Here is a 25,740-nt window from a genome sequence, read left to right on the forward strand (position 1 = left end):
CACATGATTCAAATTCCAGTTGGTCTGCAGCTGTTTTCGGTACGGGAAGCGCTGGCTAAAGATTTTGCCGGGACGCTGCAAAGCATAGCGGATATCGGATACAAAAACATCGAGTTCGCGTTTCATAACATCCGGGAAGACGGCACGTTCGAGGTCGACTACACGGCGGCGGAGCTGAAGGCCATGATGGACAAGCTGGGCCTGCAGGTAGTTACGAGCCACGTGGCCTATCATCCGAATCTGGATCTGGATGCGGTCATTCGGTATAACGCGGAGATCGGAAGCAAGGGCATCGTTATGCCGTGCGCCTTTTTCCGTGACCGGGAGGATGCGGTGGAATTGGCCAAGTGGCTCAATGCGTCCGGTCGCAAGTCCAAAGAAGCCGGCATCCAGTTTTACTTCCATAACCATTTTCATGAGTTTCAGGAGTTTGATGGCCAGACTATTATGGACATTCTGCTGGAGCATACCGATCCGGAGCTGGTTCAGATTGAGTTCGACACGTTCTGGGCGCTGCGCGGCGGCGTGGATCCCATCGCTTTTATGGACAAGTACGGCAGCCGGATCGGGCTTCTTCACCAGAAGGACCTTGCCCCGTCGGCCAATCCGGTGAATCTGCTGGAGAAGGTTTCAGGACATCTTACCGATGAAGTGGTGTTCTCAGCCGCAAACCAGGAGGATTTCACCGAGATCGGCGCAGGCGTCATGGACATTCCGTCGATTCTGAAAAAAGCGGTAGAGCTCGGAACGGTTCAATACATCATCGTCGAACAGGATCAGACCGTAAAAGGCGAGCTGGCCAGCGTTAAGGAAAGCTTCGACAACATCCAGCGGCTGCTGGCACAGTAAGGCAGAACTTCGGATAGACAACCAACCGGGAGGGAACCAGATGACTACTTTGAAAATCGGCATTATCGGATGCGGCGGGATCGCCAAGGGCAAGCATTTGCCCGCGCTGGCCAAGCAGCGCCACAAGGCGGAAATGATGGCTTTTTGCGACATCGAGCTGGATCGCGCGGAGCTTGCGGCCAAGGAGTATGGAACGGAAGAAGCCAAGGTGTATACGGATTATAAGGAGCTGCTCAAGGACCCGTCGATCGACGTGGTGCATGTGCTTACCCCAAACAGCACGCATGCCGTCATTACGGTCGCCGCGCTGGAAGCCGGCAAGCATGTCATGTGCGAAAAACCAATGGCGATGAATACCGCCGAGGCGCAGCAAATGCTGGATGCGGCGAAGCGCACGGGCAAAAAGCTGACGATTGGCTACCAGAACCGGTTCCGTGCGGATTCGAGAGCGCTGTATGCGGCATGTGAACAAGGGGATCTTGGCGAGGTTTATTTTGCAAAGGCGCATGCCATCCGCAGACGCGGCGTTCCGACATGGGGCGTGTTTATGGATATCGAAAAGCAGGGCGGCGGCCCGCTGATCGACATCGGCACGCATGCCTTGGATCTGGCCTTGTGGACGATGGACAATTACAAGCCGAAGCTCGTCGTCGGGTCCGCGTTTCATAAGCTGAAGGACAAGATGGACGGCAACATGTTCGGCCCATGGAATCCGGAAGAGTTCAAGGTGGAGGATTCGGCCTTTGGCTTCATTAAGATGGAAAATGGAGCGACGATAACGCTGGAAGCTTCGTGGGCGCTGAACATGATCAACGCAAAAGAAGCGCAGGTCACCCTGTGCGGTACCGAGGGCGGGGCCGAAATGTTCGGCGACGCCTGGGATAACAAGGGCACGGTGACGTTTAACCATACGCGGTATGGGCAGCTGGTCGAAACGAGCACTTCTGTAGGGGGCGGCATCGCCTTCTATGAAGGAGAATCGCTGAACGCCGGCGAGCTGGAGGCGAAGCAGTGGATCGATGCCATTCTGGAAGATCGGGAGCCGCTGGTTAAGCCGGAGCAGGCGCTTGTGGTGACGCAGATTCTCGAGGCCATCTACAAATCGTCGGAAACCGGCAATGCGATCACGTTATAATCACCTTTATATATGAAGAGAACTGCCTGTCCCACGCGATGTGGACAGGCAGTTCTTCGTTTGGGGCAGGGATGTCAGATTAACATGCCTCCGGAAACCTCGATCCGCTGCGCGTTCACCCAGCGGTTGTCTTCGGAGAGGAGGGAAGCAATCATCGGCCCGATGTCATCCGGAAGTCCGGCGCGTCCAAGCGCCGTCATGCCGGCGATCTGCTGATTCAGCTCGGCGTTGTCGCGCACCATGCCGCCGCTGAAGTCGGTCGCGATCGCTCCGGGTGCCACCGTATTGACGGCGATGCGGCGCTCGCCGAGCTCCTTGGCCAGGTACCGGGTAAGCACCTCGACCGCGCCCTTCATCGAGGCATAAGCGGCGCTTCCCGGGATGCTCATGCGGGTCAGCCCCGAGGAGATGTTAACGATGCGCCCGCCATCGTTAATGAGGGGGAGCAGCTTTTGCGTCAGGAAAAAGACGCCTTTGAAGTGGACGTTGTACAGCTGGTCCAGTTCTTCTTCGGTTGTCTGCTCGATGGAGTTGTGATGCGAGGTTCCGGCATTGTTAACCAGGTAATCGAACCGCTTCGCCCCAAGCTCCGCCAAGACTTGGCGGACGTTCTGGGCGAAACCGTCAAAGGAAGATGTGTCTGCCGTGTTCAGCTGCAGGGCGACAGCCTCCCGCCCCAGATCCCGGACGGACTGGACGACTTGCTGCGCTTCGGCTTCATTGGTGTGATAGGTAAAGATCGAATCGACGCCGCGCTTGGCAAGCTGAAGAATCGTATTGCGGCCCAGGCCGCGGCTTCCGCCGGTCACGAGTGCGATTTTTCGATCAGAGGATTGTAATGTCATCAAGATGACCTTCTTTCCATGAATTTTGCCAGCCATCAAGTTTACTAACTAACTGGTTAGTTCATAATATATAACTAACTAACCGGTTTGTCAATGGCTTAAAAATCGTGATATAGTAAATCCTATGCAAAAACACGGGAGGAACCACTATGCGTAACGCCGAAGCTACAAAAGAGAAAATACTGGAGGCGGCCATGGCCGAGTTCTCCGCCTACGGAATTGCCGGCGCCCGGGTGGACCGGATCGCCAAGATGGCGAAGTGCAACAAGAACATGATTTATATTTATTTTGAAAATAAAGAGCAGCTTTTCTCGACCGTGCTGGAAATGCATTTGACGAGAGTGTACGAGGAGTTTGCCTTTACTCCGGAAGATCTTCCGGGGTATGCCGCGCGGGTTTTTGATTTTATGATGGCCAATCCCGACCTGATGCGGCTGATGACATGGTTTACGCTGGAGCAGAAGACGGAGCAGCTGGATCAGAGGAAGGAAGCCCATAACCGCAAAATTGCGGAGCTGGCGAAAGCACAGGAGGCCGGGCATATCGGAACGGATTTTTCCCCGGCGTTTCTTCTGACCAGCATCATGGTTCTGGCCACGGCCTGGATGCCGACCAATCCGTTCGGTCCATCGATCGATCCGGCTAGTAGCGGCAAAACCGATGAGCTGCGGGAAGCGATCATGAGGGCGGTCGGACGGTTGGCGGGCGAACCCGCCTCTACGGAAAACCGCTGATCACAGGTAAAAAAAGGGAACCCTCATTAGATATGTCTTAAAGGGAGGTTTTTTGGATGAAGATCATGGCAGACTGGGTGCAGGGCTATAAAGACAGAAAAATATCCTATACCTTATTGTCTAAAGCTGAATCCAACACCAGCGGCTTGGCGATCATTTTTCCGGGACAGGGATACACTGCACAGGCACCTCTTTTGTACTACTCCATGGGGATTTATCTGAACCAAAACTACGACGTGCTGCAGGTGAACTATCAGTACAACGATCCGTTCTACCGGGATTTCAGCTTTGATGAGATCGCCGAAGCGATTCGCACCGATGTCTGCGCCGTCATTGACCACGCGCTGCAGAATGCATCCTATGACGATTATGTTCTGATCGGCAAGTCCATTGGAACGATTGCGCTTGGGTTTGAGGTGCAGCGTGATCTGTTCCGAAAGGCCAAGGTCATCTGGTTTACTCCCCTGCTGGGCAGAGATTTCGTCTGGAACGCAATGATGCACAGTAAGCAGAGAAGCCTATGTTTCATCGGCGACAACGACAGCTGCTATATCGAGGAGAGATTTCAGCAGCTTCGGGTAAATTCGAATCTGCTGCTGCGCTTGATCCCCGGCGTGAATCACGGTCTGGAATACGAAACCGATCTTTTGGCGTCGATGGACGTGTTAAAACAGGTGATGAAGGAAGTCGAAGCATTTTAGTTCGGTATTTCGTTCAAGCCCGCTCTTGGAGCGGGTTTTTTGTTTGCTTAAAAAAGTGGCTTGCACCTGACGCGGCGTCACCTTTTATAATGGGCCTACCGGTAAAAAATAGGCGCCTAAAAAATTGAGCCTGTAGGAGGACATTGGCATGACGATCGGTAAGAACGAAATTATTTCCACACGGGTGTTCGACGCACCGCAGCACCTTGTGTATCAGGCCTGGACAACCCCGGATTTATTGGCCCGCTGGTGGGGGCCTCACGGGTTCACGAATACGTTCCATGAAATCGACATCACGCCGGGCGGAGCCTGGAAATTCACGATGCACGGACCGGATGGCCGGGATTATCCGAACGAGAGCGTTTTTGTAGAAATTGTCCCTATGGAGCGGGTCGTCCTGGAACATCTCTCCGAGCCCCAGTTCCGCGTTACGGCGACGTTTGAAGAAGAAAAGGGCCGGACAAGTGTTGTTTTTCGCCAGACGTTCAAAAAGGAAAAGCAGTTTGAGCAGATCAAACAAATGTGCATCAACGGCAATGAGGAAAATTTCGACCGGTTCGGCCAACTGATGGAGGAAATGAAGTCAGGCACCGCGGGTTAAGCGCAGCTTAAGGGGAGCGGGATGTGACAGTCAAGGCAGGTGGCATTCACGAGTAATAAAAAAGGCCCAGGGGCATGATCCCTTGGGCCTATGTACGTTGATATCAAATGGCAAATACATGACGTCCGATATTTACGGTACGGGCGCGCGTCCAAATCCACTTGTTCGTTGCCGTTTTCGGGTTATAGTAGTAGAGCGAGTTATGGGTCGGGTCCCATCCGCGCACGGCGTCGATGGCGGCACGGTAGGCGGTCCGGTTCGGCTTCATGCCGTACTGGCCGTCGCTGACGGCGGTGAATGCGTTCTTCTGAAAAACGACGCCTTGAATCGTGTCCGGGAACTCGTCCGACTGAATCCGGTTCATGATGACGGCACCGACGGCTACCTGTCCTTTATAGGACTCGCCGCGGGCTTCAGCGTAAATGATTTTCGCCATGATCTCCATATCGTTTTTGCTTAGTGTGTACTTCCGGAGCTGTCTCCATGTAGCGGAACCGACCGTGCCATCCGCAACGGCGCCGTACTCCCTCTGGAATTCCTTGACGCTGGCTTCCGTGCCGGGGCCGTATTTTCCGTCAAGCGTACCGTCATAGAGCCCGAGCACCTGCAGCCGGTACTGTAAATCAGAAACTTTGGGATCCTCGCTCCCTAATTTAAGGACGGGAGCCGCTTCGGCATGATCAGCCTTCCACGCGAAGCTTTGAATGACTAAGAGGACGACGAGGATCGAGGTAACTGCCCATTTTTTGGTTGTCATCGAAATCATCTCCTTCACGAGGCATTATAACGGGAGGAGGACGGACAAGGCAAAGCCATAAATTGGAAAAAATGTGGTAAAACCTTGCGGCTCTAAGCGAAATTTTGGAAAATCGGCGGGGTTAAAATGATGGTGTGGGTTCGTTTTTTTACACGTTATGCATTTGGAACTAATGAATTCGAAGCCGCAGGATGCTATAATTGAACAAATATGAAAGCGTTTTACTAGGACGGCAGACAGAAGATTTAGGAGCCTTACATAAGGAGTGCAGGAACGGATGGGGAAACGGAATTGGTTTTACCGCCAGCTTTTTTCATATATGCCGGCTTTTTTAATCGTCATTTCGTTTATTTTTTTCGTTTTCTTCCAAATGCTGGGGGATCAGAGCCGCAAGGAAGCCGTAAAAGCCAATGAGACGCTGATGCTGCAGGCGATGAGCTCCATTGACTCTTCCCTGAAAACGATCGAGCAGATGCTGATGACGGAACTGCTGAATAATCCGGATTTGTCGACTTTTTACAAGAGCGGAACCGAAAACGACTATTACCTGAACATCCGGATCGTCAAGTTTATGAATAACTTCAGAAATGCCTATCCCTTGGTGGATTCCATATATCTCGTCCGGTCCAGCGACGGATTTGTCCTGAGCAATGCGACCAGCTCCGGCCTGGAAGACTATCCGGATGCGCCTTTTATCAAGCCGTATATCGAGCAGGCGAAGAAGGATGAGGGCTGGAGCGGTGTCCGCCATTTCGAGGAGTTCAGCATCAAAGGGCCGAAGCGGGTCGTGAGCCTTGCATTGAAGGCGCCTTTCCTGAAGACCGGGCAGGGATTTCTGGTCGTGAACGTAACGGCGGATGGGCTGAGCCAGTTGATCGAAAGTATGTACAGCCGGGATGTCAGCTACATCCATATCATCGACAAATCGGGGGCAGACGTGCTTCCGAACGGTAAATCGGAGCAGGAGCGCAGCATCGTGTCGAGCGCGATTTCGCCCGTGACCGGCTGGGATTACCAAAGCGGACTGATTAACGGAAAATGGGTGGACGTGGCCAGCCAGCTCTATAACGTCTGGTTCATCCTCGGTATCGTCATGATCGCCGCAGGCGGCTTATGGATCGTCTATGCCGCACGGAAAAATTACAAGCCGATCGAAAGGATCGTCACCCAGGTTCAGAAGTTATCCCAGACGAAGGCGGCGGCCCTGATGCAGGGCAGCGGCCAGGACGAGTTTACCTTTTTGCAGTCCGCCATTAACCAGATGCTGGAGCAGTCCAACACCTATCAGCGCCAGTTCCGCGAGGATCTGCACGTCAAGAAGGCGTATTTGTTCCAGCAGCTGGTCGAAGGGCAGCATCTTCCGAAATCCGAAGAATGGGAAGCCCTGCGGGACACGATGCAGCTCAACGATCTCGACATGCCGCAGGTCGTGTGCGTCGTGGAAATCGACAAGTTTGCTTCGTTCTGCAGCCAGTTCACCCAAGAGGACCAGTACTTGATGAAGTTCGCCCTGAAGAGCGTCATCCAGGAAACCGCCCAGGAGCACGGAGGGATCGTGTGGACGGAATGGATTTCAGGCGACGGGCTCGGAGTGCTGGTGCAGATCGAGGAGACGGACGATCCCCGCGGCCGGGTCACCGATATGCTGGACCATGCAAGAAGATGGGTGCAGGAGCATTTGAAGCTTACCGTTACGGTCGGTGCAGGAGCGGCAGCCCGGTGCCCGGCGGAAATTCCGGAATCATACGCCCAAGCCCAGCAGGCTCTGAAATATAAAATGGTTCTCGGCAGCAACCGGATCATTTTCTACGATTCGCTGGCCAAAGAGGATCAGGGAGCCATGTTCGACTATTTTCAGCTGGTCCACTCGATCGCCCAATCGTTCCGGCTCGGCAAGCCGGACTGGAAGGATAAATACGGCCAATTGATTCAAGGCATCGGGCAGCATCTGCTGAGCCGCGACCATATTGTCAGCCTGGCGGATTATTTGATCTATTCCATCGGGCGGGAAATGGGCAAAATGACGAAGGAATACCAGGAGCTGTGGGAGGAGACCGGGCACCGTCCCCTGCAGGAGGCGCTGCACGCGTCAGATACCTTTGAGCAGGTGGAAGAGAGCTTCATGAAGACGCTGGAACGGTGTTATGAACAGCTGCTGCAAATTCAAGTCACCCGGAATCATTCGGATACGATCCGCAAGGTCCGCGAAACAATGGAGCGGGAATTCGCTAATCCGGATTTGTCGCTTGATTTTCTCAGTGAACGGTTCGACCTTCCCTCCAAAACGCTCAGCAAATTGTTCAAGGAGGAAACCGGGCAGAAGTTCGTGGATTATTTAATCGAGCTCAGGGTCGGCCGCGCGCGGACGCTGCTGGAGAATACGGACCATGCCGTGCAGGAAATCGCCGAAGAGGTCGGATATTTGAACGTCATTTCGTTTGGTCGGATGTTTAAAAAAATCGTGGGCCTGTCCCCGGGGGAATACCGTGAACACATCACCCGGACAGAGCGGGATTCAGCCGCTCTCTGACAGGCCGTTTGCGCCGTTTCCTCAAGGTGCCGTATCCCGCCGGGACAGATCCCTGCGGGATTTTTTGTGGGTATGGACCAGGCCGGGAAGAAAAAAGTTGCACGGAGAAAAAGGTTTAGCCCTTCAGATTTTTCCTATGGGAACGCCGATTCAGTAACATGGCGGAAATAAGTTGACCGGGCGAAAGTTGTATATTGAACGCATCCGTGCCGTGCCGATAACATGAAGGCAACTCAAGCGCAAAGGAGAGTCGGCAGGTATGGAAGCAACTAGCAGCAAGGCGGCTTCGCCGCATCCCCCCGGATTGGCCGCCCGCCGGAAGAGGGCGGGGTCACAGGCCGGCCGGAAAATCAGGAAGCACTGGCAGTTTTATTTGCTCGTCTTCCTCCCTCTGCTTTATATCGTCATTTTCAAGTACGTGCCGATGTTCGGCGTCATCATCGCATTTAAGGAGTACAACGTCGTACAGGGCATCCTCGGCAGCCCCTGGGCCGGGCTGAAGTACTTCAAGCAGCTGTTCGATACCCCGTTCTTCTGGCAGTACTTTAAGAACACGCTCGAAATTTCGCTGTACGGCATGGCGATCGGATTTCCGGCGCCGATCATTCTGGCGCTGGCGCTGAACGAAATTCGCAACGGCTTGTTCAAGAAATCGGTTCAAATGATTACCTATGCGCCTTACTTTATATCAACGGTCGTGATCGTCTCGATTCTGATCGTCAACTTGTCGCCGAATGTCGGGCTCCTCAGCAACATCTTCAGGTCGCTCGGGATGGAGCCGATCGATTTTATGGGCAAGGCAGGGTACTTCAAAACAATTTACGTCCTCTCGGATGTGTGGCAGTTCACCGGCTACGGGGCCATCATTTATATCGCGGCGCTGTCCGGGGTTAATCCGGATTTATACGAGGCTGCCAAGGTAGACGGAGCTTCACGGTTTCAGAAAATTGTTCATATCGACCTTCCCAGCCTCGTGCCGGTCATCGTCATTATGCTGATTCTGAACCTGGGACAAATCATGGGACTGGGCTTCGAGAAGATCTACTTAATGCAAAATCCGCTGAACCTGAACACGTCGGAGGTCATTTCGACTTACGTCTACAAGATCGGCTTGCTGGGCGCGAATTTCAGCTTCTCGGCCGCGATCGGGCTGTTCAACTCGGTCATTAACTTTGTTCTGCTGATCCTTGTCAATTTCATCGCCAAAAAGATCTCGTCCAACAGTTTATGGTAGGAGGTGCGAAAAGCGTGCAATCAACGAAAATACGCGAAGCGGTAGCGGACCGGCTGTTTCTGGGCATCGTCTACCTGTTTTTATCGCTGGTGCTGATCGTCATTTTATTTCCATTGCTGCATGTGCTGAGCGCATCTTTCAGCTCGCCGGCGGCGGTGACGTCCGGGAAGGTGTGGCTCTGGCCTGTGAATTTTAGCCTGGTCGGCTATAAGGCGGTATTCCAAAATTCCGATATTTTGATCGGATTCGGCAATTCGCTCTTTTATTCGGTCGTAGGTACGCTCATTAACGTTTCGTTCACGGTGATGCTGGCCTATCCGCTGGCACGCAAAACGTTTTACGGCCGTGGGCTGATTATGGTGCTGATCGTGTTTACGATGTTTTTCGACGGCGGGCTGATTCCGAACTATCTGCTCGTCAAATCCCTGGGTATGGTCAATACGAGATGGGCCATGATCATCCCCGGCGCGCTGGCCGTATTTCAGGTCATTATCGCCAGGACGTTCTTCCAGTCGCTTCCCGACGAGCTGGCCGAGGCCGCTGAAATGGACGGGTGCAGCGACATGAGATTTTTTCTGCAGGTCGTACTGCCGTTATCCAAGCCCATCCTTGCGGTATTGTTCCTGATGTATGCCATCGGGCATTGGAACGCTTACTTTAATGCACTCATTTACCTGAAAGACAACAGCATGTTCCCTCTGCAAATCTTCCTGCGGAACATTCTCATCCTGAACTCGGAAAATTCCGACATGATGACCAATGTGAACAGCCTGCTCGTGCAGCAGGGGCTGAAGGATTTGCTGAAATATTCGCTCATCGTCGTCTCCAGCGCGCCGGTGCTGATCATTTATCCGTTTGTCCAGAAGCATTTTGTTAAAGGAGTCATGATCGGATCGCTGAAGGGATGATGGCGGTGAACGGAATTTCGTAAGGGGGGTGTGACCGGGTTAACGCTGCAGGATGTTTTGAAGTGGTCATTTGTAAGGGGGCATGGATATGAGCCATTCAACCAAAGGAGGAGTTTCTTTGAAAAAACGGGCATTTATCGGCTTAAGCGTGTTGTTGGTATTATCCCTTCTGCTGTCGGCATGCGGAGGCTCCAAGCAGGAGCAGAATGACGCAGGGGCTGCCGCCTCGGATCCCAGTAAACCGGTGGAGCTGTCAGTGTTCGCGCCGCAGCAGGCGGGGATCGAAAACATGGACGTTAACAAGTTCTCCAAGTACATCGAGGACAAGCTCGGCATCAAGTTTAATTGGAGCACGGTGCCGGACGCCGGCTTCAGCGACAAAAAGCTGCTGCTTCTGGCGAGCGGCGACTACCCGGCTGTCATTATGAACGCGGGCATATCCAAAGCGGACCAGATCAAATACGGCCAGCAGGGGGCCTTCATCCCGCTGAACGATCTGATCGACCAGTACGCCCCCAACATTAAAAAGGCGATGGAGGACGTGTCTTACCTGAAGCAGGGCATGGTCGCCCCGGACGGCAAAATTTACGCGCTGCCGAAGCTGAACGAATGCCTGCACTGCACCTATGGGCAGCGGATGTGGATCAATACTTCCTGGCTGGAGAAGCTGGGCCTGTCGATGCCGACGACGACCGATGAGTTTTACAATGTACTGAAGGCTTTTAAGGAGAAAGACCCGAACGGCAACGGCAAAGCCGACGAAATTCCGTTCACGACCTCCTCCGACGGCGTGTGGGGAGGAGGCGTGGATTCGTTCCTGATGAACGCTTTTATCTATGACAACACTTCGGATTACTTAAGCATCAAAGACGGCCAGGTCATCTATTCACCAGCGCAGCCCGAATGGAAGGAAGGCCTGAAGTATTTGCGGAAGCTGTTTGCCGAAGGCTTGATGGATAAAGCCGTTTTTACGCAGAACAACGATGCGGTGAAGCAGCTGGCCAACAAACCGGACGCCGCCGTGGGCACCGTCGGGTACGCTCTGCTGAGCAGCGCCTTCAGCGTGGACGACTCGAACCCGAGACATAAGGATTACGACGTCGTTCCGCCGCTGAAAGGACCAAACGGAGTCCAGCTGACAGGCTACAGCATTGGCGCGGGCGACGGATCGTTCGTAATCACGAACAAGGCGACGAAAGAGGAGCAGGTTGCTGCCATCAAACTGGCGGATTATCTCTGGTCCGAAGAAGGAACGGTCATGACCTCCTGGGGATTTGAAGGGGAAGGCTGGAAGAAAGCCGACAGCGGCAAGTTGGATTACAACGGCAAACCGGCGAAGTATGATGTGGTTCCGAAGGCTCCGTCCGCGAACGGGGAAACGACGCTGGACAATTTCTGGTGGCAGCTCGGCACGATGCAGATGCTCAACTCCATCCGCGAATCCTTTGCCGCTCCAAGCGATCCGCTGGGCAATGGTGCCTATGAATACCGCTTATGGCTGGCCGCCAAAAAATACGAGCCATTCGCCAAGCCGGAAGTCGTCTATCCTGCGGATACGTTCATTGACCCGGCGGACGCCATGACGATTGCGCAAATGCAGAAGTCGCTGACCGATTATGTGAAATCGAGCCTGGCGCAGTTCGTGACGGGCAATAAAGACATCGACAAGGACTGGGACAGCTACATCGCCGGCTTCAAGGGATTGCAGCTGGATCAATACTTGGCGATCTACCAAAAAGCGTTAAAGAAATAAGGGACAGCAGCCGGATATCTGAGGTGTAAAGCAGGTATCCGGCTTTTACAAGGAGAACAAGGTATGCATACCTGTAATCAAAACCAGGATGGAGGGCATTTCATGATGGTAACGACCGAAAGGATCCGCTACGCCGCACAGGTTCAGCCGACCGAACGGCAGCTGGCCGTGCAGGAGATGGAGTTCTACGCGTTCATTCATTTTACGGTCAATACGTTTACGGACCGGGAGTGGGGGGACGGGAAGGAGGATCCGGCTATCTTTAATCCGGCGGAGCTGGATGCCGGCCAATGGGTGGCGGCTATCAAGTCAGCCGGGATGAAGGGGCTGATTCTGACCTGCAAGCACCACGACGGTTTCTGCCTCTGGCCGAGCCGGTATACGGAGCACTCGGTCAAGAACAGCCCGTGGAAGGACGGGCAGGGCGATGTGGTCCGGGAAGTGTCGGAGGCGTGCCGGAGGGAAGGAATCCGCTTCGGCATTTACCTGTCTCCCTGGGACCGGCATGAGCCTACATACGGCGATTCGCCGGCGTATAACGAATATTTTACCAATCAGCTGAGGGAGCTGCTGACCCATTACGGCGACGTGTTCTGCGTCTGGTTCGACGGCGCCTGCGGCGAAGGGCCGAACGGCAAGCGCCAGGTGTACGACTGGGACGCTTACTACGCGCTGATCCGCGAGCTGCAGCCGGAGGCGGCGATTTCGGTCTGCGGTCCGGACATCCGCTGGTGCGGCAACGAAGCCGGCCACTGCCGGGAATCGGAGTGGAGCGTCGTGCCTGCGTCGCTGCGGGATAACGAGAAAATCCAGGCGAAATCGCAGCAGGAGGACGATCCTACGTTTGCCCGGAGCTACCGGTCGGAGGACGAGGACCTGGGCAGCCGGGCGGTCATCGAACACGAGCAGGATCTGGTCTGGTACCCGGCGGAGGTTAACACGTCGATCCGTCCGGGCTGGTTCTACCACGCCTCCGAAGATGACAAGGTCAAATCGCTGGATGAGCTGATGAACGTATATTATGGATCGGTCGGCGGCAACGCGACGTTCCTTCTTAACCTTCCGCCGGACCGGCGCGGCCTCATTCATGAGCGGGACGTCCGGCGCCTGCAGGAGCTGGGGGACCGGATCCGCAGCACGTTTGGTACCGACTTGGCTGCAGGGGCCGCAGTGGAGGCATCCGTCCAGGCAGAAGGCAATCAGGCAGACCATGTTCTTGACGGACAACCGGACACGTACTGGGCGCCGCCCGAAGGCACGGAGCAGGCTTCGCTCACGCTGGATTTGCAAAGGGAGACCGCCTTTGACCACGTCGTGCTGCAGGAATACCGGTACAGCCAGCGGGTTGAGCGCTTTGAACTCGAGTATCTGGATGGGGACACGTGGAAAACAGCATATGCGGGTACGGTTATCGGCCACAAGCGGATCTGCCGTTTTACCGCCGTCAAGAGCCGTTATATCCGGCTTCAAATCCGGGAGTCCCGGTGGTGTCCGCAGATTTCCTCCATTCGGATCTATCTGCAGCCATAGAGCGGAACAATTATAGCTTCTTTTCAATCGTATACTATGCACACTTATTAAACTCCTCGCTGAGGCGGCCCGTATAGGGTCTGTCCATCGGGGAGTTTTTTTGCGGTTATCCGACATTCCCGCCTCAGTATAATGTTAATGAACTTCGAACCAACAATTTCAAATCATGGAAGGTGGGATATTCGTATTGGATAGATCTTCACTGTACACCGATCTCGTAACGTACCCTTCCGGATGGAAAATGGGCACGCATGTGCATCCCCATTTCGAAATCTGCGTGGTCACTTTCGGACGAGGTGTGTTCTATGCTGAAGACCAGGTCTTTTCGATTCAGGAGGGGGACGTCATCCTGATCACCCCCGGCGTACCCCACGACTACAGCTCCGTTACACCGATCCGCTTCGCCGTCCTGCAGGTTGACCATTTGTCGCATGAGCTCGAACGGTTATTTTTTCAAATGACAAATGAAGAATCGCTGCACCTGTTTCCCCTGGCCCATTATGCATTGGAGCGTTTTGAGAAGTTGTTCAGCGTGTGGCTCCACATGACGTCCGTCCGACCGAATCAGCTGTTTAACCGGTTGTTAAAAACGTGGGTCGAGTTATTTATGCTGTTTTTATTGGACCGCATCGAACAACAGGATTCCAGAATTACCTTGGATGCTATTGCCGAGTATATCCGCACCAACCTGGACAAAGAAATGAGAGTGACCGATTTGGCGCGGATGATCCGCATGTCGGAGAGCGGGCTGCGCTCCTGTTTTAAAAAGACTTACGGTCTCTCACCCAAGCAATATCTACAGCAGTACCGGATGTCCGAGGCCAAAATGCTGCTTACCTTCTCCGACAAGACGGTTCAGCAAATCGCGAGCGGGGTTGGATTCCCCAATATTCATGCCTTCTCCGCCTGGTTTCAAAAACAGACGGGGATGTCTCCCACCGCATGGAGGAAAGAGCAAAGAAGAAGGGGCGGGTGAAAAGTCGCAGGCTGTCTTCGGAAAATGTTCAGCGATAATCGTAAAACTTGTGATGTTTTTTATAAATACAGCGAGAGCGTCCCTTTATAAAATAGGCTTGCACGTTTAAGGAAACGCTGTCAAAGGAGGGGAAATCTGCTAAATCCGCAAAAATCGGCTAGGAGGTGTCTGCTTGTCCCGTTCAAGTGCAGAGGTTCGGCCGTCTGTTCAGGCCCGTTCGTCCAAGGGAACCATGAGCAAAATCGCAAAAGTGAATCTTCGGAACGGTCTGCTGTTCGTTTCACCCTGGCTGGCAGGGTTTGCCGCTTTTTCGCTGCTTCCGTTTCTGCTATCCCTGTACTACAGCTTTACGACCTACGATGTGGTCAGTTCGCCCGTATGGGTAGGGTTGGATAATTTTGTGCAGTTATTCAAAGACCCGTTATTCTGGAAATCGATTACCAACACGATGTACTATACGTTATTTTCGGTTCCGCTCGGCATCGTCTTCGGCGTGGCGCTGGCGCTGCTGCTGAACATGAAGGTTAAAGGAATGGCTTTGTACCGGACGATTTTTTATTTGCCCAGCATCGTTCCGGTTGTGGCCTCTTCCGTACTGTGGCTGTGGCTGTTCGACCCGCAGTTCGGACTGATCAACGGCCTGCTGGATACCATCGGCATTGCGGGTCCCGGGTGGCTGGTCGACCCGGCATGGTCGAAACCTGCCCTGATCGTGATGGGACTGTGGGGCGTCGGCGGCGCGATGATCATCTACCTCGCAGGGCTGCAGGATATTCCGCAGGAAATGTACGAGTCGGCGCAGATCGACGGGGCGGTATGGTGGCAAAAAATCGTCTATATTACGCTGCCGATGCTGAGTCCGGTCATTTTCTTCAATTTAATTATGGGCCTGATCGGTTCCTTTCAGTATTTTACGCAGGCCTACATTATTACGTCCGGCGGACCCAACGATTCTACGCTGTTCTATTCGCTGTATCTGTACAAGAACGCCTTTTCTTACTTCCATATGGGGTATGCCTCGGCTATGGCATGGATTTTGTTCCTGCTGATTATGGCCGTCACGCTGCTGGTATTTAAGAGCTCGGCACGCTGGGTTTTCTATGGCGGGGAAAGGTAAAACGATATCGGAGGTGCATGGAATGAAGTCAACACTCAAACCGTTCTTATCGATGGTGCTGATCATGCTGATGCTTGCCGGTCTAATAGCGTGTTCCTCACCGGGTACTCCGGCAGCCGGGCAGGACGGCAAGAAGGAAGATACGTCCGCCCCGTCTTCCGATCCCGGGAAGAAAGGCGACGGAAAAGCCGTAGAAGTTACATATTGGCATATGTGGACGAGTGACTGGAAGAAGCTGATCGACAGCCTGGTCGATGAGTTCAATCAGACGCATCCCGGCATTCACGTGACCGCGCTCTCCATTACCGGCGATGCCAACGCTAAATTTTTGACGGCACAGGCCGGCGGGGATCCGCCCGACGTCATGACGCAATGGAACCAGATCATTCCCTCGTGGGCGGAAAAGGGAGCCATCGCTTCACTGGACCCGTACATCCAAGCCGACGCGCCGGATTTGGGCGAGTGGATGTACCCTACGGTAAAGGAAATTGGAACGTACAAGGGAAAAATGTATGCGATCCCATTTTCGATGAATACGCTGGCGATGTATTACAACAAGGATATTTTGAAAGAGGAAGGGTTCGATCCGGAAAAACCGCCCACCACGATCCAGGAGCTGGATGCAATGCAGGACAAATTGTGGAAACTGGATAAACGAGGATTCATCCAGCGGGTCGGCTATATGCCGAGCGGGCTTACCCAGTGGAGCACTGCTTTCGGCGGGAAATGGGCGGATGAGGACGGCAAGCCGACGGCAACCGATCCGAACAACCTTGCCACATTGGAATGGTTTCAGTCTTACGCGAAAAAATACGATCCGACCAAAGTCGCCGCTTTTAACAAAAGCATGTCTTCCAACGTGAACTCGGCGTGGTCTTTCCTCAGCGGCAAGCAGGTGTTCGCGATGGACGGCATGTGGAGGCTGGAAGACCTGAAAAATTATGCACCGGACCTTCAGTACGGCGTCATGACGCTGCCCTACCCGGAAGGAACCGGAAAGCCGGACGCGACCTGGGTCAATGGAAACTTTAACATCATTCCGGAAAAAGCCAAGCATCCGAAAGAGGCGTGGGAATTCATCCTGTGGCTGACCGGCTACCATAACGAAGATTGGGCGGCGCAAATGCTGACCAAGGGCGGATGGATCCCGCCATCGCCAAAGATTACGGAGAAGCAGGCTTACCAGGACTTCATGAATGAAATTCCGGCCAGAAAAACGTTCGTCGATCTGCTCGGCAGCCCCAACGCGAAGATCACACCTGTCATTCCGGTGCAGCAGTATTATTGGGACCGGGCGGCAAAAGCCGAAGAGTCCGTCATGACGGGAAACAAAGATCCGAAGCAGGCCTTGGAAACCTTGCAGAAAGAAGTCGAAGAAGAAATAGCCAAAGCCGGAGGCAAATAACGGATAAGGGCAGGGAGGAAAGGGATCCAATTCGGGGTTACCCCTTCCTCCTGCCTTCATAACCGTGAAAGGAGAGGCCCGAGATGCTTGAAATCAACGCACAGCAAACCACGAATTTAAGCAGAACAAAGAAAGGCGTTTTTAAACAGCTGATCGCCCATGTTTGCTTGATCTTGCTGGGCATCACCTTTCTTTTTCCTTTTGTCTGGATGCTGTCCACCGCGCTCAAACCGGAGGCGCAAATTTTCAAATGGCCGCCGGAGTGGATTCCGGATCAGTTCCTATGGTCGAATTTTCCGGAAGCGCTAACGTTTGTCCCGTTCGGTACTTACGTCCTCAATACGTTAACGATTTGCATATGGGCAATGGTCGGCACCTGCGTGTCCTCCGCCCTCGTGGCTTACGGGTTTGCCAAAATCCAATGGCCCGGACGGAACGTACTGTTCATGATTATGCTCAGCACGATGATGCTGCCTTCCCAGGTCACGATGATTCCGATTTTCGTCATTTTCAAAAAGATCGGCTGGGTGGGAAGCTACAAACCGCTCATTATCCCGGCATTTTTAGGCGGTGCGTTTTTTATTTTTCTGCTGAGGCAGTTTTTTCTGACGATTCCGCAGGAACTATCCGAGGCGGCCAAGATCGACGGCTGTTCGGAATTCCGGACCTTCTGGCAGATCATTCTCCCGCTCGCCCGTCCGGCATTTGCCACGGTGGCGTTATTTACGTTCATGAACAACTGGAATGACTTTATGGGACCGTTAATTTATTTGAGCGACGAGAAAATGTACACCGTATCGCTTGGTTTACAGCAGTTTATCGGTCAATACGGCACGCGCTGGGGGATGCTGATGGCGGCTTCCACCGTTGCGACGCTGCCTATTATCATTTTGTTCTTTTTTGCCCAAAAGACCTTTATTCAGGGGATTTCGACAACAGGCATCAAAGGCTGACAGCTGACTGGCCGGGGTTCTGGCCGCATGCAGCTTGATCAAAGGGAGGAATTCGGCAGTGAAGAAGATCGTATTTATCGGGGCAGGCAGTCTCGTGTTCACGAAAAACCTCGTTCGCGACCTGCTTACGTTTCCTGCGCTCGCTGACAGCATCATCGCTTTGGTTGACATTAACGAGGAGCGTCTCGGATTTGCGAAGAAGACGGTGGAGAAAATCATCTCGGCCGGAGGCTATCCGGCGAAAGTTGAGGCGTATACCGACAGGACCAGAGCGCTCGACGGTGCGGACGGAGTCGTCTGCACGATTTTGGCGGGAAGCCTGGACATCTGGCGGAAAGACATCGAGATTCCGAAACAATACGGCGTGGACATTAATGTCGGAGATACGCGCGGGCCATCCGGCATATTCAGGGCGCTCCGCACGATTCCGGTGATGCTGGACATTTGCCGCGATATCGAGCGATACTGTCCGGAGGCGGTATTTCTGAATTATACGAATCCGATGGCGATGCTGTGCAGGGCGATGCAGAGCGAAACGAACGTGACTGTGACAGGTCTGTGCCACAGCGTGCAGGGAACAGCATCGATGCTGGCCAGGTGGATCGGGGCGCCTAAAGAGGAGATCACGTATCTCTGCGCAGGCATCAATCATCAGGCGTTCTACCTGGATTTTCGCTGGAACGGCCAAGACGTGTATCCGCTCATCCGGGAGGCGATGAATCATCCGGACATTTACAATGAGGAGCAGGTCCGAAATGAAATGTTCCTTCACTTGGATTATTACGTCACGGAATCCAGCGGCCATAACTCTGAATACAATGCTTGGTTCCGAAAGCGGCCGGATTTGATTGAAAAATACTGCACGAACGGCAAGGGCTGGAATCCCGGTGAATACGCGTATATTATCAAAGGCTACGAACAGAGGCAGGGCAGCTGGAAGGAACAGATGCGGAGCTGGATGGAAGAGCCTGTCGATTTAAACCGCGGCGAAGAGTACGCCGCGTATATCTTTAACGCTACGATCGGGGACGGTACCCTGTTTAAATTCAACGGCAACGTCCGTAATCATGGCCTGATCGATAATTTGCCGGACGGCTGCTGCGTTGAGGTCCCTGTATTGGCTTCGAAAAGAGGGCTGGAGCCGATTCATGTGGGAGCCCTGCCCGATCAGCTGGCGGCCTTGACCAACATAAGCGCCCGCTGCGAAGAGATGGCTGTGGAAGGCGCGCTTACGGGCGATCCGCGGAAAGTATTCCATGCGGTATGCTTCGATCCGCTGACTTCCGCGGTCCTCAGCCTGGCTGAGATCAAATCGATGGTTGATGAGATGTTTGAAGCCAATCGCGAATATTTGCCGCAGTTTAAACATTTCAAATCATAGCTTATCGTTTCCTGGATGAAACTTTTTCCATTCTGGTTTCGTTTAACAGGGTGGAGGCGATAATACAAGATGAAACTTAATCGAAAAATTGGATTTACACTAGCAGCCGGTTTGATGGGAGCGAGCCTGCTGGCCGCTGCGGCCGGAGCGGCTCCGGCGGGGAGCGTGACTGCTCCGGCGCAAGTGCCGGAACAAACAGTAGAGAAGGTCGTCGTGACCGACGCGACCAAGATCAGCAAGTTGAACCATACCAGCGTCACGCCATTAATCATAGAAGCCGAAAAGCGGTATTTTTATGCCCTGGGCGGCGGCAAGGGATTAGGGGACACATTCGAGGTCGGTGGCCGGCAGTACCGGTACTTGTCCGATGATATCGGAACCCGGGAGAAGCTGATGAACTATTTGAAGTCTGTATATACGGAAAAGGCAGCGGCCTATTTTGTGGACAAATATTTCATTTCTCATGATGGTCGTTTGGCCCAGCTGAACGCCGATGGCGGCAACATTCTGGAATTCGATAAGGCAACGGCCAAACTGCTCAGCATGACGGATACACAGCGCGTGTATAAGCTTAGCGTTCCTTACCCGGAGCATCTTCAGGGCCCGGCATACGTGACGGTCAAGTTTGAGAAAGTTGGGCAATTTTGGAGAGTGGGCACCGCCCCGCATGCGATTTTTTAGTAGGATCTCTACTTTCGAAGTTCCATATGCATTGAGGGAAGAGGAAACAGACGAAGACCCTGCCGGGCGCCGGCGGGGTCTTTATTTAAGAGATCAGAATGTATAAACTCCAGAGCTATTGCTTCCTGATATTTCAAGAAAAATTACCTTTAAACGCGGTCTGTCTTCTTTGAAGGTACGTCGATAGACGTTTTTCTTAAGAGATCAGAAAAGTATAAGTTTCGGAGCTTCTGCTTCCTGATCTCGCAAGAAAAACTTCCTCTAGAAGCGGTCTGTCTTCTTTGAAGGTACGTCGATAGACGTTTTTCTTATAATATCAGAATGTATAAACTCCAGAGCTATTGCCTCCTGATATTGCAAGAAAAATCACCTTTAAACGCGGTCTGTCTTCTTTGAAGGTACGTCGATAGACGTTTTTCTTATTAAAAAACCAGCCTGGACAACGCGTCCAGGTTGGTTTACAAATTTCGTTATCCGTTTTCGTTTGAATTTCGTTCGAGCATTGTGTTTCCGTTGGCTGTGGAGAATCATGTTATTCTCCATGTGTGAACGCCGGATCCGTATCGGAGCGCCCGGATGACCATCAAAACGTTGGACGGTCGTATGTACCTCCAGTTACCCGAATGTTGTATGGACGCTTCGTTCGACGATTTCCCTTAGTTCAGCCTTGTGCGCCGCATATTGATCGGTGCTGATGCTTCCTTTGCGCAGGCGCTCATCCAGCTGACGGGTCAGCTGCGATACTTGCAGATCGATGACTCTCTGGATGTCCGCTCCTTGGTCAGCGGCGATGTCATGCAGGGACTTGCCCTCATACAGCGCTTCATACAGTTCCTCGTCGGAGTCCTGGTGGAGAGCTTCCAGCAGCTCGTCTTTATCCTTTACGCCGGTAGCGGCCCATTTGGCGGCCGGGCTTGCGCTTGTGATGGAGGCGCTTAACGCGGTGCTTCCAAAGGACATGATCACGACCATCGTTCCGACAATCATCACTCGCTTTATGTTCATGGTTAAAAATCCTCTTTTCATGTATTTTGTTACGGGTCATTTGTGTGAACAGGTATGGGGTATGTGAGATCTTCAGCCTAAGGTCATTATAGACAGCAAACCTGAGGAAAACCTTAAAGGTTCTATAACCGTACCTAAAGATTTTACGTGTTGCTTCCCGGATCGGTTTCACTTTAGAGATAAAAACAACGGAAAGCTCACGAGCTTCCCCCAATATCTATTGGCGATTCCGTGAAATGAGGGGATCATCAAGGGTTTGCCGATGGACAGTAACAGGCTGTGCTGCAAGATAGTGATACGGATATTTGGCAAGTTCTTGCGCTTCCCAAAAGTTTGCCTTGTGCTATAATGTAACCGATTCCATAGAGTTCAGCAGACTGTGACAAGGGGAAACGCAAATGAAGAAGATGATGATGGTTTACCTGGTACTAATCATTGCGTTTGGCGTCTATGTATTTATGTACCGGATGGATGACAAGCGTTCTTCTGCATGGCCGGACGGCGGGCTGCACGGCAGCATCGGGGAGAACTATGTGATGGTGACCTTCCAATCCGGAATGGAATATTGGAAAAATATTGTGAAAGGCTTCGAGGATGGAGGCGACGCCCTCGGCGTGTCCGTCGAATACCACGGGGCCACCCAGTACGACGTGCAGGAGCAGATCACCGTGCTCGAGCAGGTCATTGCCAAGAAGCCTGCCGGCATCGCGCTGTCGGCCATCGATTCCGACGCTTTGACCGCGACGATCAACAAGGCGGTGGACGCGGGCATTCCAGTCGTCCTGTTCGACTCGGACGCCCCGGACAGCAAAGCGTATTCTTTTCTTGCGACCAATAACTACGATGCGGGTGTGGCGGCCGCCGATAAAATGGCGCAAATCGTCGGCCGGCAGGGCAAGGTCGGCGTCATCACGCAGTCCGGCCAGCAAAACCACAGCGACCGCACATCAGGGTTCAAGGAAACGATCGCAAGCCGGTATCCGGCGATGTCGGTGGTTGACGTTAAGGAAGGAAAAGGCGACGCCATGATCGCTAAGGCCGCAGCCGCGGACATGCTGGGCAAGCATCCGGACCTTAAAGGCATTTTCGTGACGGAAGCCAGCGGCGGCACAGGGGCGGCGGACGCGGTGATCGCTGCGAATCGGACCGGGAAGGTGAAGATCATCGGGTTTGATACCAATAAAGAGACGCTGGACCGGATATCCGACGGCACGATTTCAGCGACGATCGCGCAGGGGACGTGGAATATGGGCTACTGGTCGCTGCAGTATTTATTCCATCTTCATCATGGGCTGACCGTTCCCGCACCAACGCTGGGCAACGACGTATCCCCGCTGCCGCCGCGGGTGGATACCGGCATTACGATCGTTACCCGCGAGAATGTGAAGGATTATTATGCGAAATAAGCTGCGTAACAATTGGCGGCAGCGTCTGCTGCAGTGGACCCGGTTCGGTGATCTGCCGCTGCGGTACAAGCTGATCATCCTTTTTCTGATGGTAGGTATCCTTCCGTCGATTGCGCTCGGCGCATTGGTCAACTGGACGGTCAACCGGATCGTCGACGGGCAGGTCACGGCGAACACGGTGCAGCTCATCGGCAAAGTCAATCAGACGCTTGATAACGATATGGAAAACTTGCAGAACATTACGTATTTGATCGGCTTCGACCCGGCCATCAACCGGTTCCTGAATGGGCAGATCGCCGCTGAAGGGTCGAGTGCCGCCGGAGGAGTTGCCGGACAAGCGCAGCGCCCGCAGATTAATGACCAAAACGGGGAAGTGTACGCCTTGAAGAAGTATCTGCAGGGCTTCACGACGCTGTATCCGGAAATTGCCGCCATCCTGGTCGTGAACCACAACGGCGACTACATCAGCAACGAAATGTATGCCCGGACGCCGGCCAAGTTGACCCGGGATTCGTGGTATGAGAAGGCTGCAGGACACGAAGGGATTTTTACAGTGCTGGGGCATCCTTCTGAGCGAAACGTCACGACGCATGTGCATTACGCCAACGATGAGCTGATCTCGGTCGTGCGGTCCTTTGTTGATCCGGATACGCGTAAAGTCACCGGAGCTGTGCTGATCGACTTGAAGCTGCGGGCGGTGGCCAGCACGGTCCGGAACGTCACCCTCGGTAAAAACGGGTATTTGATGGTAACCGATGCCGACGGCTCGGCCATCTACACCCCGGATGAACCGTTGGTTCGGGACATTCCTTCATCCTGGATTCCCCGGGAAGACAGCGGCATGTTCAGGCATGAGGTCGACGGCAGGCGGCTGCAGTTTATTTACGGCACCTCGTCTTTTACAGGCTGGCGGACCATCGGCGTATTCGACAGCGGCGAAGCGGTCCGCGAAGTGCGGGAAATCCGCTTCTACGTCATCTGCTTCCTGTTTGTCGTCTGCATGTTCGGCCTGACGGCCTCATATACGCTGTCGCAGTCCGTGTCCCGGCCGATCCGCCAGCTGATGGCCTTTATGCAGAAGGCCGAATCCGGGGATTTGACGATCCGGTATTGGGGCGGAAGACAGGACGAGGTTGGTATGCTGGGCCGCAGCTTTAACCGGATGCTGGCCGAAATCCGCAAGCTGCTGAAGCTGAGCGAGCTTCGGGAACGGCAGAAGCGCGAAGCGGAGCTGCGCAGCCTGCAGGCGCATATCAAGCCGCATTTTTTATACAATACCCTGGATACGATCCATTGGATGGCTAAGAAAAAAGGGGCCGACGATGTGTCCGATATGGTGGAGTCGCTGTCCAGGCTGTTCCGGATCGGGCTCAGCAAAGGGGATGACATCATTCCGATGACCGACGAATGGACGCATATCTCCAGCTATTTGCAGATTCAAAAGACGCGCTACCGGGACCGGCTCACCTACGAGCTGGATCTGCCCAAGGAAGCGGAAGGGCTGTACGTTCTTAAGCTTGTGCTTCAGCCAATCGTTGAAAACGCCATCTATCACGGCATTAAGGCACGCCGAGGCCCGGGCATCATACGGGTATCGGCTGAGGTGGAGGGCGGCGTCCTGCGCCTCCTTGTTAAGGACAACGGGGCGGGGATGTCCCAGGAGCGGCTAGATGCGCTCCGCCACCAGCTTCAAGATCCTTTGGCGGCCATGGATCATCCACCGGAAGAAGGTGGACCGGCCAGCCGCAGCTACGGCATGCTGAACGTCCAGGCGCGGCTTGCGCTGACTTTTGGGGAAAAATACGGAATTAGCATCGAGAGTACGGAAGGCACGGGCACGAGCGTGATGATCGAGCATCCGCTGCTGCATACGGTCCCGGTGCAACGTGTACAAGATGGGAGAGACCGTTAATGAAGAAGCGATATCAGGTACTGATTGCGGACGATGAACCGATTATCCGGGAAGGCATCATGGATTCGGTGGATTGGGAGACGCTTGGCATGGAGGTCGCCGGCGAAGCGGAGGACGGGGAGGAAGCGCTTGAGTTTGCCCTGCGCGAAGCGGTCGACATCGTTCTGGTCGATATGAACATGCCGATCATGGACGGCTTGACGCTGATGAAGCGGCTGAAGGCCGAGCGCCCGGCGTGCCGGTTTGTCATCATTACCGGGCATGACGAATTTGCCTACGCGCAGGAAGCGATCCGCCTCGGCGTCAAGGATTATATTTTGAAGCCGGTCAACAGCGGCCATTTGCAAGAGGTGCTGCAGAGCGTCAAGCAGGAGCTTGATGAGCAGCAGGTGCAGAGCCACTATTTGAAGCAGGCCTCGGAGCAGATTGAGCGGAACATCCCGCTCCTGCGGCAGCGCTTCTGCCAGGAGTGGATTCAGGGGCTGGTGGATGACGGGAACGCGCTCGAGCAGCTGGAGTTTCTTGGCCTGCCTGCCGGTTTCCCGGTAGAGCTGGGGATCGTCAGATGGCCGGAGACGGCCTCAAACCAGACGCTGATGAAAGAGAGCGAGAGACAGCTGTATTTGTTCGCGATCGAGAACATCGTCTCGGAGCTGCTGCAGAATACGCACCATCAGGTATTCCGGGAACATACGGAATTGATCGGCATCTGCTTGTGGAATAACGCGCCGCTGGAAATGGCCGCGAATATTGAATCGGCGGTGCAGCAATATTTGAAAATCACCGTCCACTGCCAGATCGAGGCGGTGCCGGAAGGCCCGGGTGCTATGGCGGCCGCGTATGACGCCTGCCGGGAGGCGGTGTTCCGGGACGCGCAGCTGTCCCCGCTGGTGCGGCGGGCCCGGCAGCTCATCCACGACAATTACGACCGGCCCGAACTTACGCTGGAGTCGTTTGCGGAGAGCCTGCAGGTATCGCCGGTTTATCTGAGCCGGATGCTGAAAAAGGAGCTGGGGACTTCCTTCGTCGGCTTCCTGACGCAGACGAGGATCCGCAAAGCGATCCAGCTGCTGAACGCGACGAACCTGACCATCTACGAAATTGCCGAGCAGGTCGGCTACGACAGCCAACATTACTTCAGCACAGCGTTCAAGAAGGTGATGGGCGTCTCTCCCAACCGGTACCGGCGCGGCGACGCGTATCAGGAAGTGTAGAGGCCCGGGAGGAGCAGGCGGCATCATTATAAACCTAACGACCGACGACCGAAGTTTTTCGGTCGTTTTTTATTTGCCCTTATAACCATCACCGACGTCTTACCCTCGCATGA

22 protein-coding genes are annotated in these 25,740 nt (G+C 53.9%); 19 read left to right on the forward strand and 3 right to left on the reverse strand.

The genetic code is table 11. From position 1 onward, the window contains the following. Positions 1-3: 3 nt before the first annotated feature. Entirely contained in the window at positions 4-849 is an 846-nt protein-coding gene (locus GCU45_RS26725) for a sugar phosphate isomerase/epimerase family protein (RefSeq protein ID WP_152401822.1), read from the forward strand. 40 nt (positions 850-889) lie between these two features. After that, the gene (locus tag GCU45_RS26730) at positions 890-1,984 is read left to right on the forward strand and encodes a Gfo/Idh/MocA family protein (protein ID WP_152401825.1); all 1,095 of its coding nucleotides are present in this window, start codon (positions 890-892) and stop codon (positions 1,982-1,984) included. A 74-nt stretch (positions 1,985-2,058) separates the two neighbouring features. Here GCU45_RS26730 and GCU45_RS26735 read toward each other — a convergent pair whose 3' ends face one another. After that, entirely contained in the window at positions 2,059-2,829 is a 771-nt protein-coding gene (locus GCU45_RS26735) for an SDR family NAD(P)-dependent oxidoreductase (protein ID WP_152401827.1), read from the reverse strand. Between the two features lie 149 nt (positions 2,830-2,978). On the opposite strand from GCU45_RS26735, the gene GCU45_RS26740 reads away from it, so the two are divergent. From GCU45_RS26740 to GCU45_RS26750, 3 genes are all read left to right on the forward strand, one after another. Then, positions 2,979-3,563 carry a TetR/AcrR family transcriptional regulator gene (locus GCU45_RS26740; RefSeq protein WP_152401829.1) on the forward strand — a complete coding sequence of 195 codons (585 nt, stop codon included), beginning with the start codon at positions 2,979-2,981 and terminating at the stop codon, positions 3,561-3,563. 56 nt (positions 3,564-3,619) lie between these two features. Then, complete coding sequence (locus GCU45_RS26745; RefSeq protein WP_152401831.1) at positions 3,620-4,264, forward strand: alpha/beta hydrolase; 645 nt, start codon at positions 3,620-3,622, stop codon at positions 4,262-4,264. A 148-nt stretch (positions 4,265-4,412) separates the two neighbouring features. After that, on the forward strand, positions 4,413-4,865 hold the full coding sequence (locus tag GCU45_RS26750) for an SRPBCC family protein (RefSeq protein ID WP_152401833.1): 453 nt from the start codon (positions 4,413-4,415) through the stop codon (positions 4,863-4,865). Between the two features lie 103 nt (positions 4,866-4,968). On the opposite strand, the gene GCU45_RS26755 is transcribed toward GCU45_RS26750, so the two are convergent. Next, entirely contained in the window at positions 4,969-5,622 is a 654-nt protein-coding gene (locus tag GCU45_RS26755) for a cell wall hydrolase (protein WP_425281232.1), read from the reverse strand. A gap of 277 nt (positions 5,623-5,899) precedes the next feature. On the opposite strand from GCU45_RS26755, the gene GCU45_RS26760 reads away from it, so the two are divergent. The 11 genes from GCU45_RS26760 (at position 5,900) to GCU45_RS26810 (ending at position 20,090) form a co-directional block, all read left to right on the forward strand. Next, complete coding sequence (locus GCU45_RS26760; protein WP_152401837.1) at positions 5,900-8,152, forward strand: helix-turn-helix domain-containing protein; 2,253 nt, start codon at positions 5,900-5,902, stop codon at positions 8,150-8,152. Positions 8,153-8,411: 259 nt separating this feature from the next. After that, complete coding sequence (locus tag GCU45_RS26765; RefSeq protein WP_084203793.1) at positions 8,412-9,386, forward strand: ABC transporter permease; 975 nt, start codon at positions 8,412-8,414, stop codon at positions 9,384-9,386. Continuing rightward, positions 9,380-10,294 carry a carbohydrate ABC transporter permease gene (locus tag GCU45_RS26770; protein ID WP_285854925.1) on the forward strand — a complete coding sequence of 305 codons (915 nt, stop codon included), beginning with the start codon at positions 9,380-9,382 and terminating at the stop codon, positions 10,292-10,294. The genes GCU45_RS26765 and GCU45_RS26770 overlap by 7 nt, the downstream gene beginning before the upstream one ends. Positions 10,295-10,382: 88 nt before the next feature. Beyond that, entirely contained in the window at positions 10,383-12,047 is a 1,665-nt protein-coding gene (locus GCU45_RS26775; protein ID WP_425281233.1) for an ABC transporter substrate-binding protein, read from the forward strand. Positions 12,048-12,149: 102 nt separating this feature from the next. Next, on the forward strand, positions 12,150-13,577 hold the full coding sequence (locus GCU45_RS26780) for an alpha-L-fucosidase (protein ID WP_152401842.1): 1,428 nt from the start codon (positions 12,150-12,152) through the stop codon (positions 13,575-13,577). 187 nt (positions 13,578-13,764) lie between these two features. Continuing rightward, positions 13,765-14,553, forward strand: a complete 789-nt coding sequence (locus tag GCU45_RS26785; RefSeq protein WP_076168852.1) for a helix-turn-helix domain-containing protein — start codon at positions 13,765-13,767, stop codon at positions 14,551-14,553. A gap of 172 nt (positions 14,554-14,725) precedes the next feature. Then, positions 14,726-15,670, forward strand: a complete 945-nt coding sequence (locus GCU45_RS26790) for a carbohydrate ABC transporter permease (protein ID WP_244364289.1) — start codon at positions 14,726-14,728, stop codon at positions 15,668-15,670. A gap of 22 nt (positions 15,671-15,692) precedes the next feature. Continuing rightward, entirely contained in the window at positions 15,693-17,075 is a 1,383-nt protein-coding gene (locus GCU45_RS26795) for an ABC transporter substrate-binding protein (RefSeq protein WP_167527238.1), read from the forward strand. Between the two features lie 83 nt (positions 17,076-17,158). Continuing rightward, entirely contained in the window at positions 17,159-18,028 is an 870-nt protein-coding gene (locus tag GCU45_RS26800; protein WP_152401846.1) for a carbohydrate ABC transporter permease, read from the forward strand. 58 nt (positions 18,029-18,086) lie between these two features. Beyond that, positions 18,087-19,409: an alpha-galactosidase gene (gene melA, locus GCU45_RS26805; RefSeq protein WP_152401848.1), complete on the forward strand. Its 1,323-nt coding sequence runs from the start codon at positions 18,087-18,089 to the stop codon at positions 19,407-19,409. Between the two features lie 69 nt (positions 19,410-19,478). Continuing rightward, positions 19,479-20,090, forward strand: a complete 612-nt coding sequence (locus tag GCU45_RS26810) for a DL-endopeptidase inhibitor IseA family protein (protein ID WP_152401850.1) — start codon at positions 19,479-19,481, stop codon at positions 20,088-20,090. 615 nt (positions 20,091-20,705) lie between these two features. Here GCU45_RS26810 and GCU45_RS26815 read toward each other — a convergent pair. Next, a complete protein-coding gene (locus GCU45_RS26815; RefSeq protein ID WP_152401851.1) occupies positions 20,706-21,095 on the reverse strand; it encodes a hypothetical protein in 390 nt (129 codons plus the stop codon). Positions 21,096-21,493: 398 nt separating this feature from the next. Here GCU45_RS26815 and GCU45_RS26820 point away from each other — a divergent pair, with 398 nt between their 5' ends. The 3 genes from GCU45_RS26820 to GCU45_RS26830 are packed head-to-tail and all read left to right on the forward strand — an operon-like array spanning position 21,494 to position 25,627. Beyond that, positions 21,494-22,501, forward strand: coding sequence for a substrate-binding domain-containing protein (locus GCU45_RS26820; protein WP_152401853.1), 1,008 nt, complete (start codon positions 21,494-21,496; stop codon positions 22,499-22,501). Further along, the gene (locus tag GCU45_RS26825; RefSeq protein WP_152401855.1) at positions 22,491-24,413 is read left to right on the forward strand and encodes a cache domain-containing sensor histidine kinase; all 1,923 of its coding nucleotides are present in this window, start codon (positions 22,491-22,493) and stop codon (positions 24,411-24,413) included. The genes GCU45_RS26820 and GCU45_RS26825 overlap by 11 nt, the downstream gene beginning before the upstream one ends. After that, entirely contained in the window at positions 24,413-25,627 is a 1,215-nt protein-coding gene (locus GCU45_RS26830) for a response regulator (protein ID WP_152401857.1), read from the forward strand. The genes GCU45_RS26825 and GCU45_RS26830 overlap by 1 nt, the downstream gene beginning before the upstream one ends. Positions 25,628-25,740: the final 113 nt, after the last annotated feature.

The sequence above is a fragment of the Paenibacillus cellulositrophicus genome, from assembly GCF_009363095.1.
GTDB classification, from domain to species: Bacteria; Bacillota; Bacilli; order Paenibacillales; family Paenibacillaceae; genus Paenibacillus_AQ; species Paenibacillus_AQ favisporus.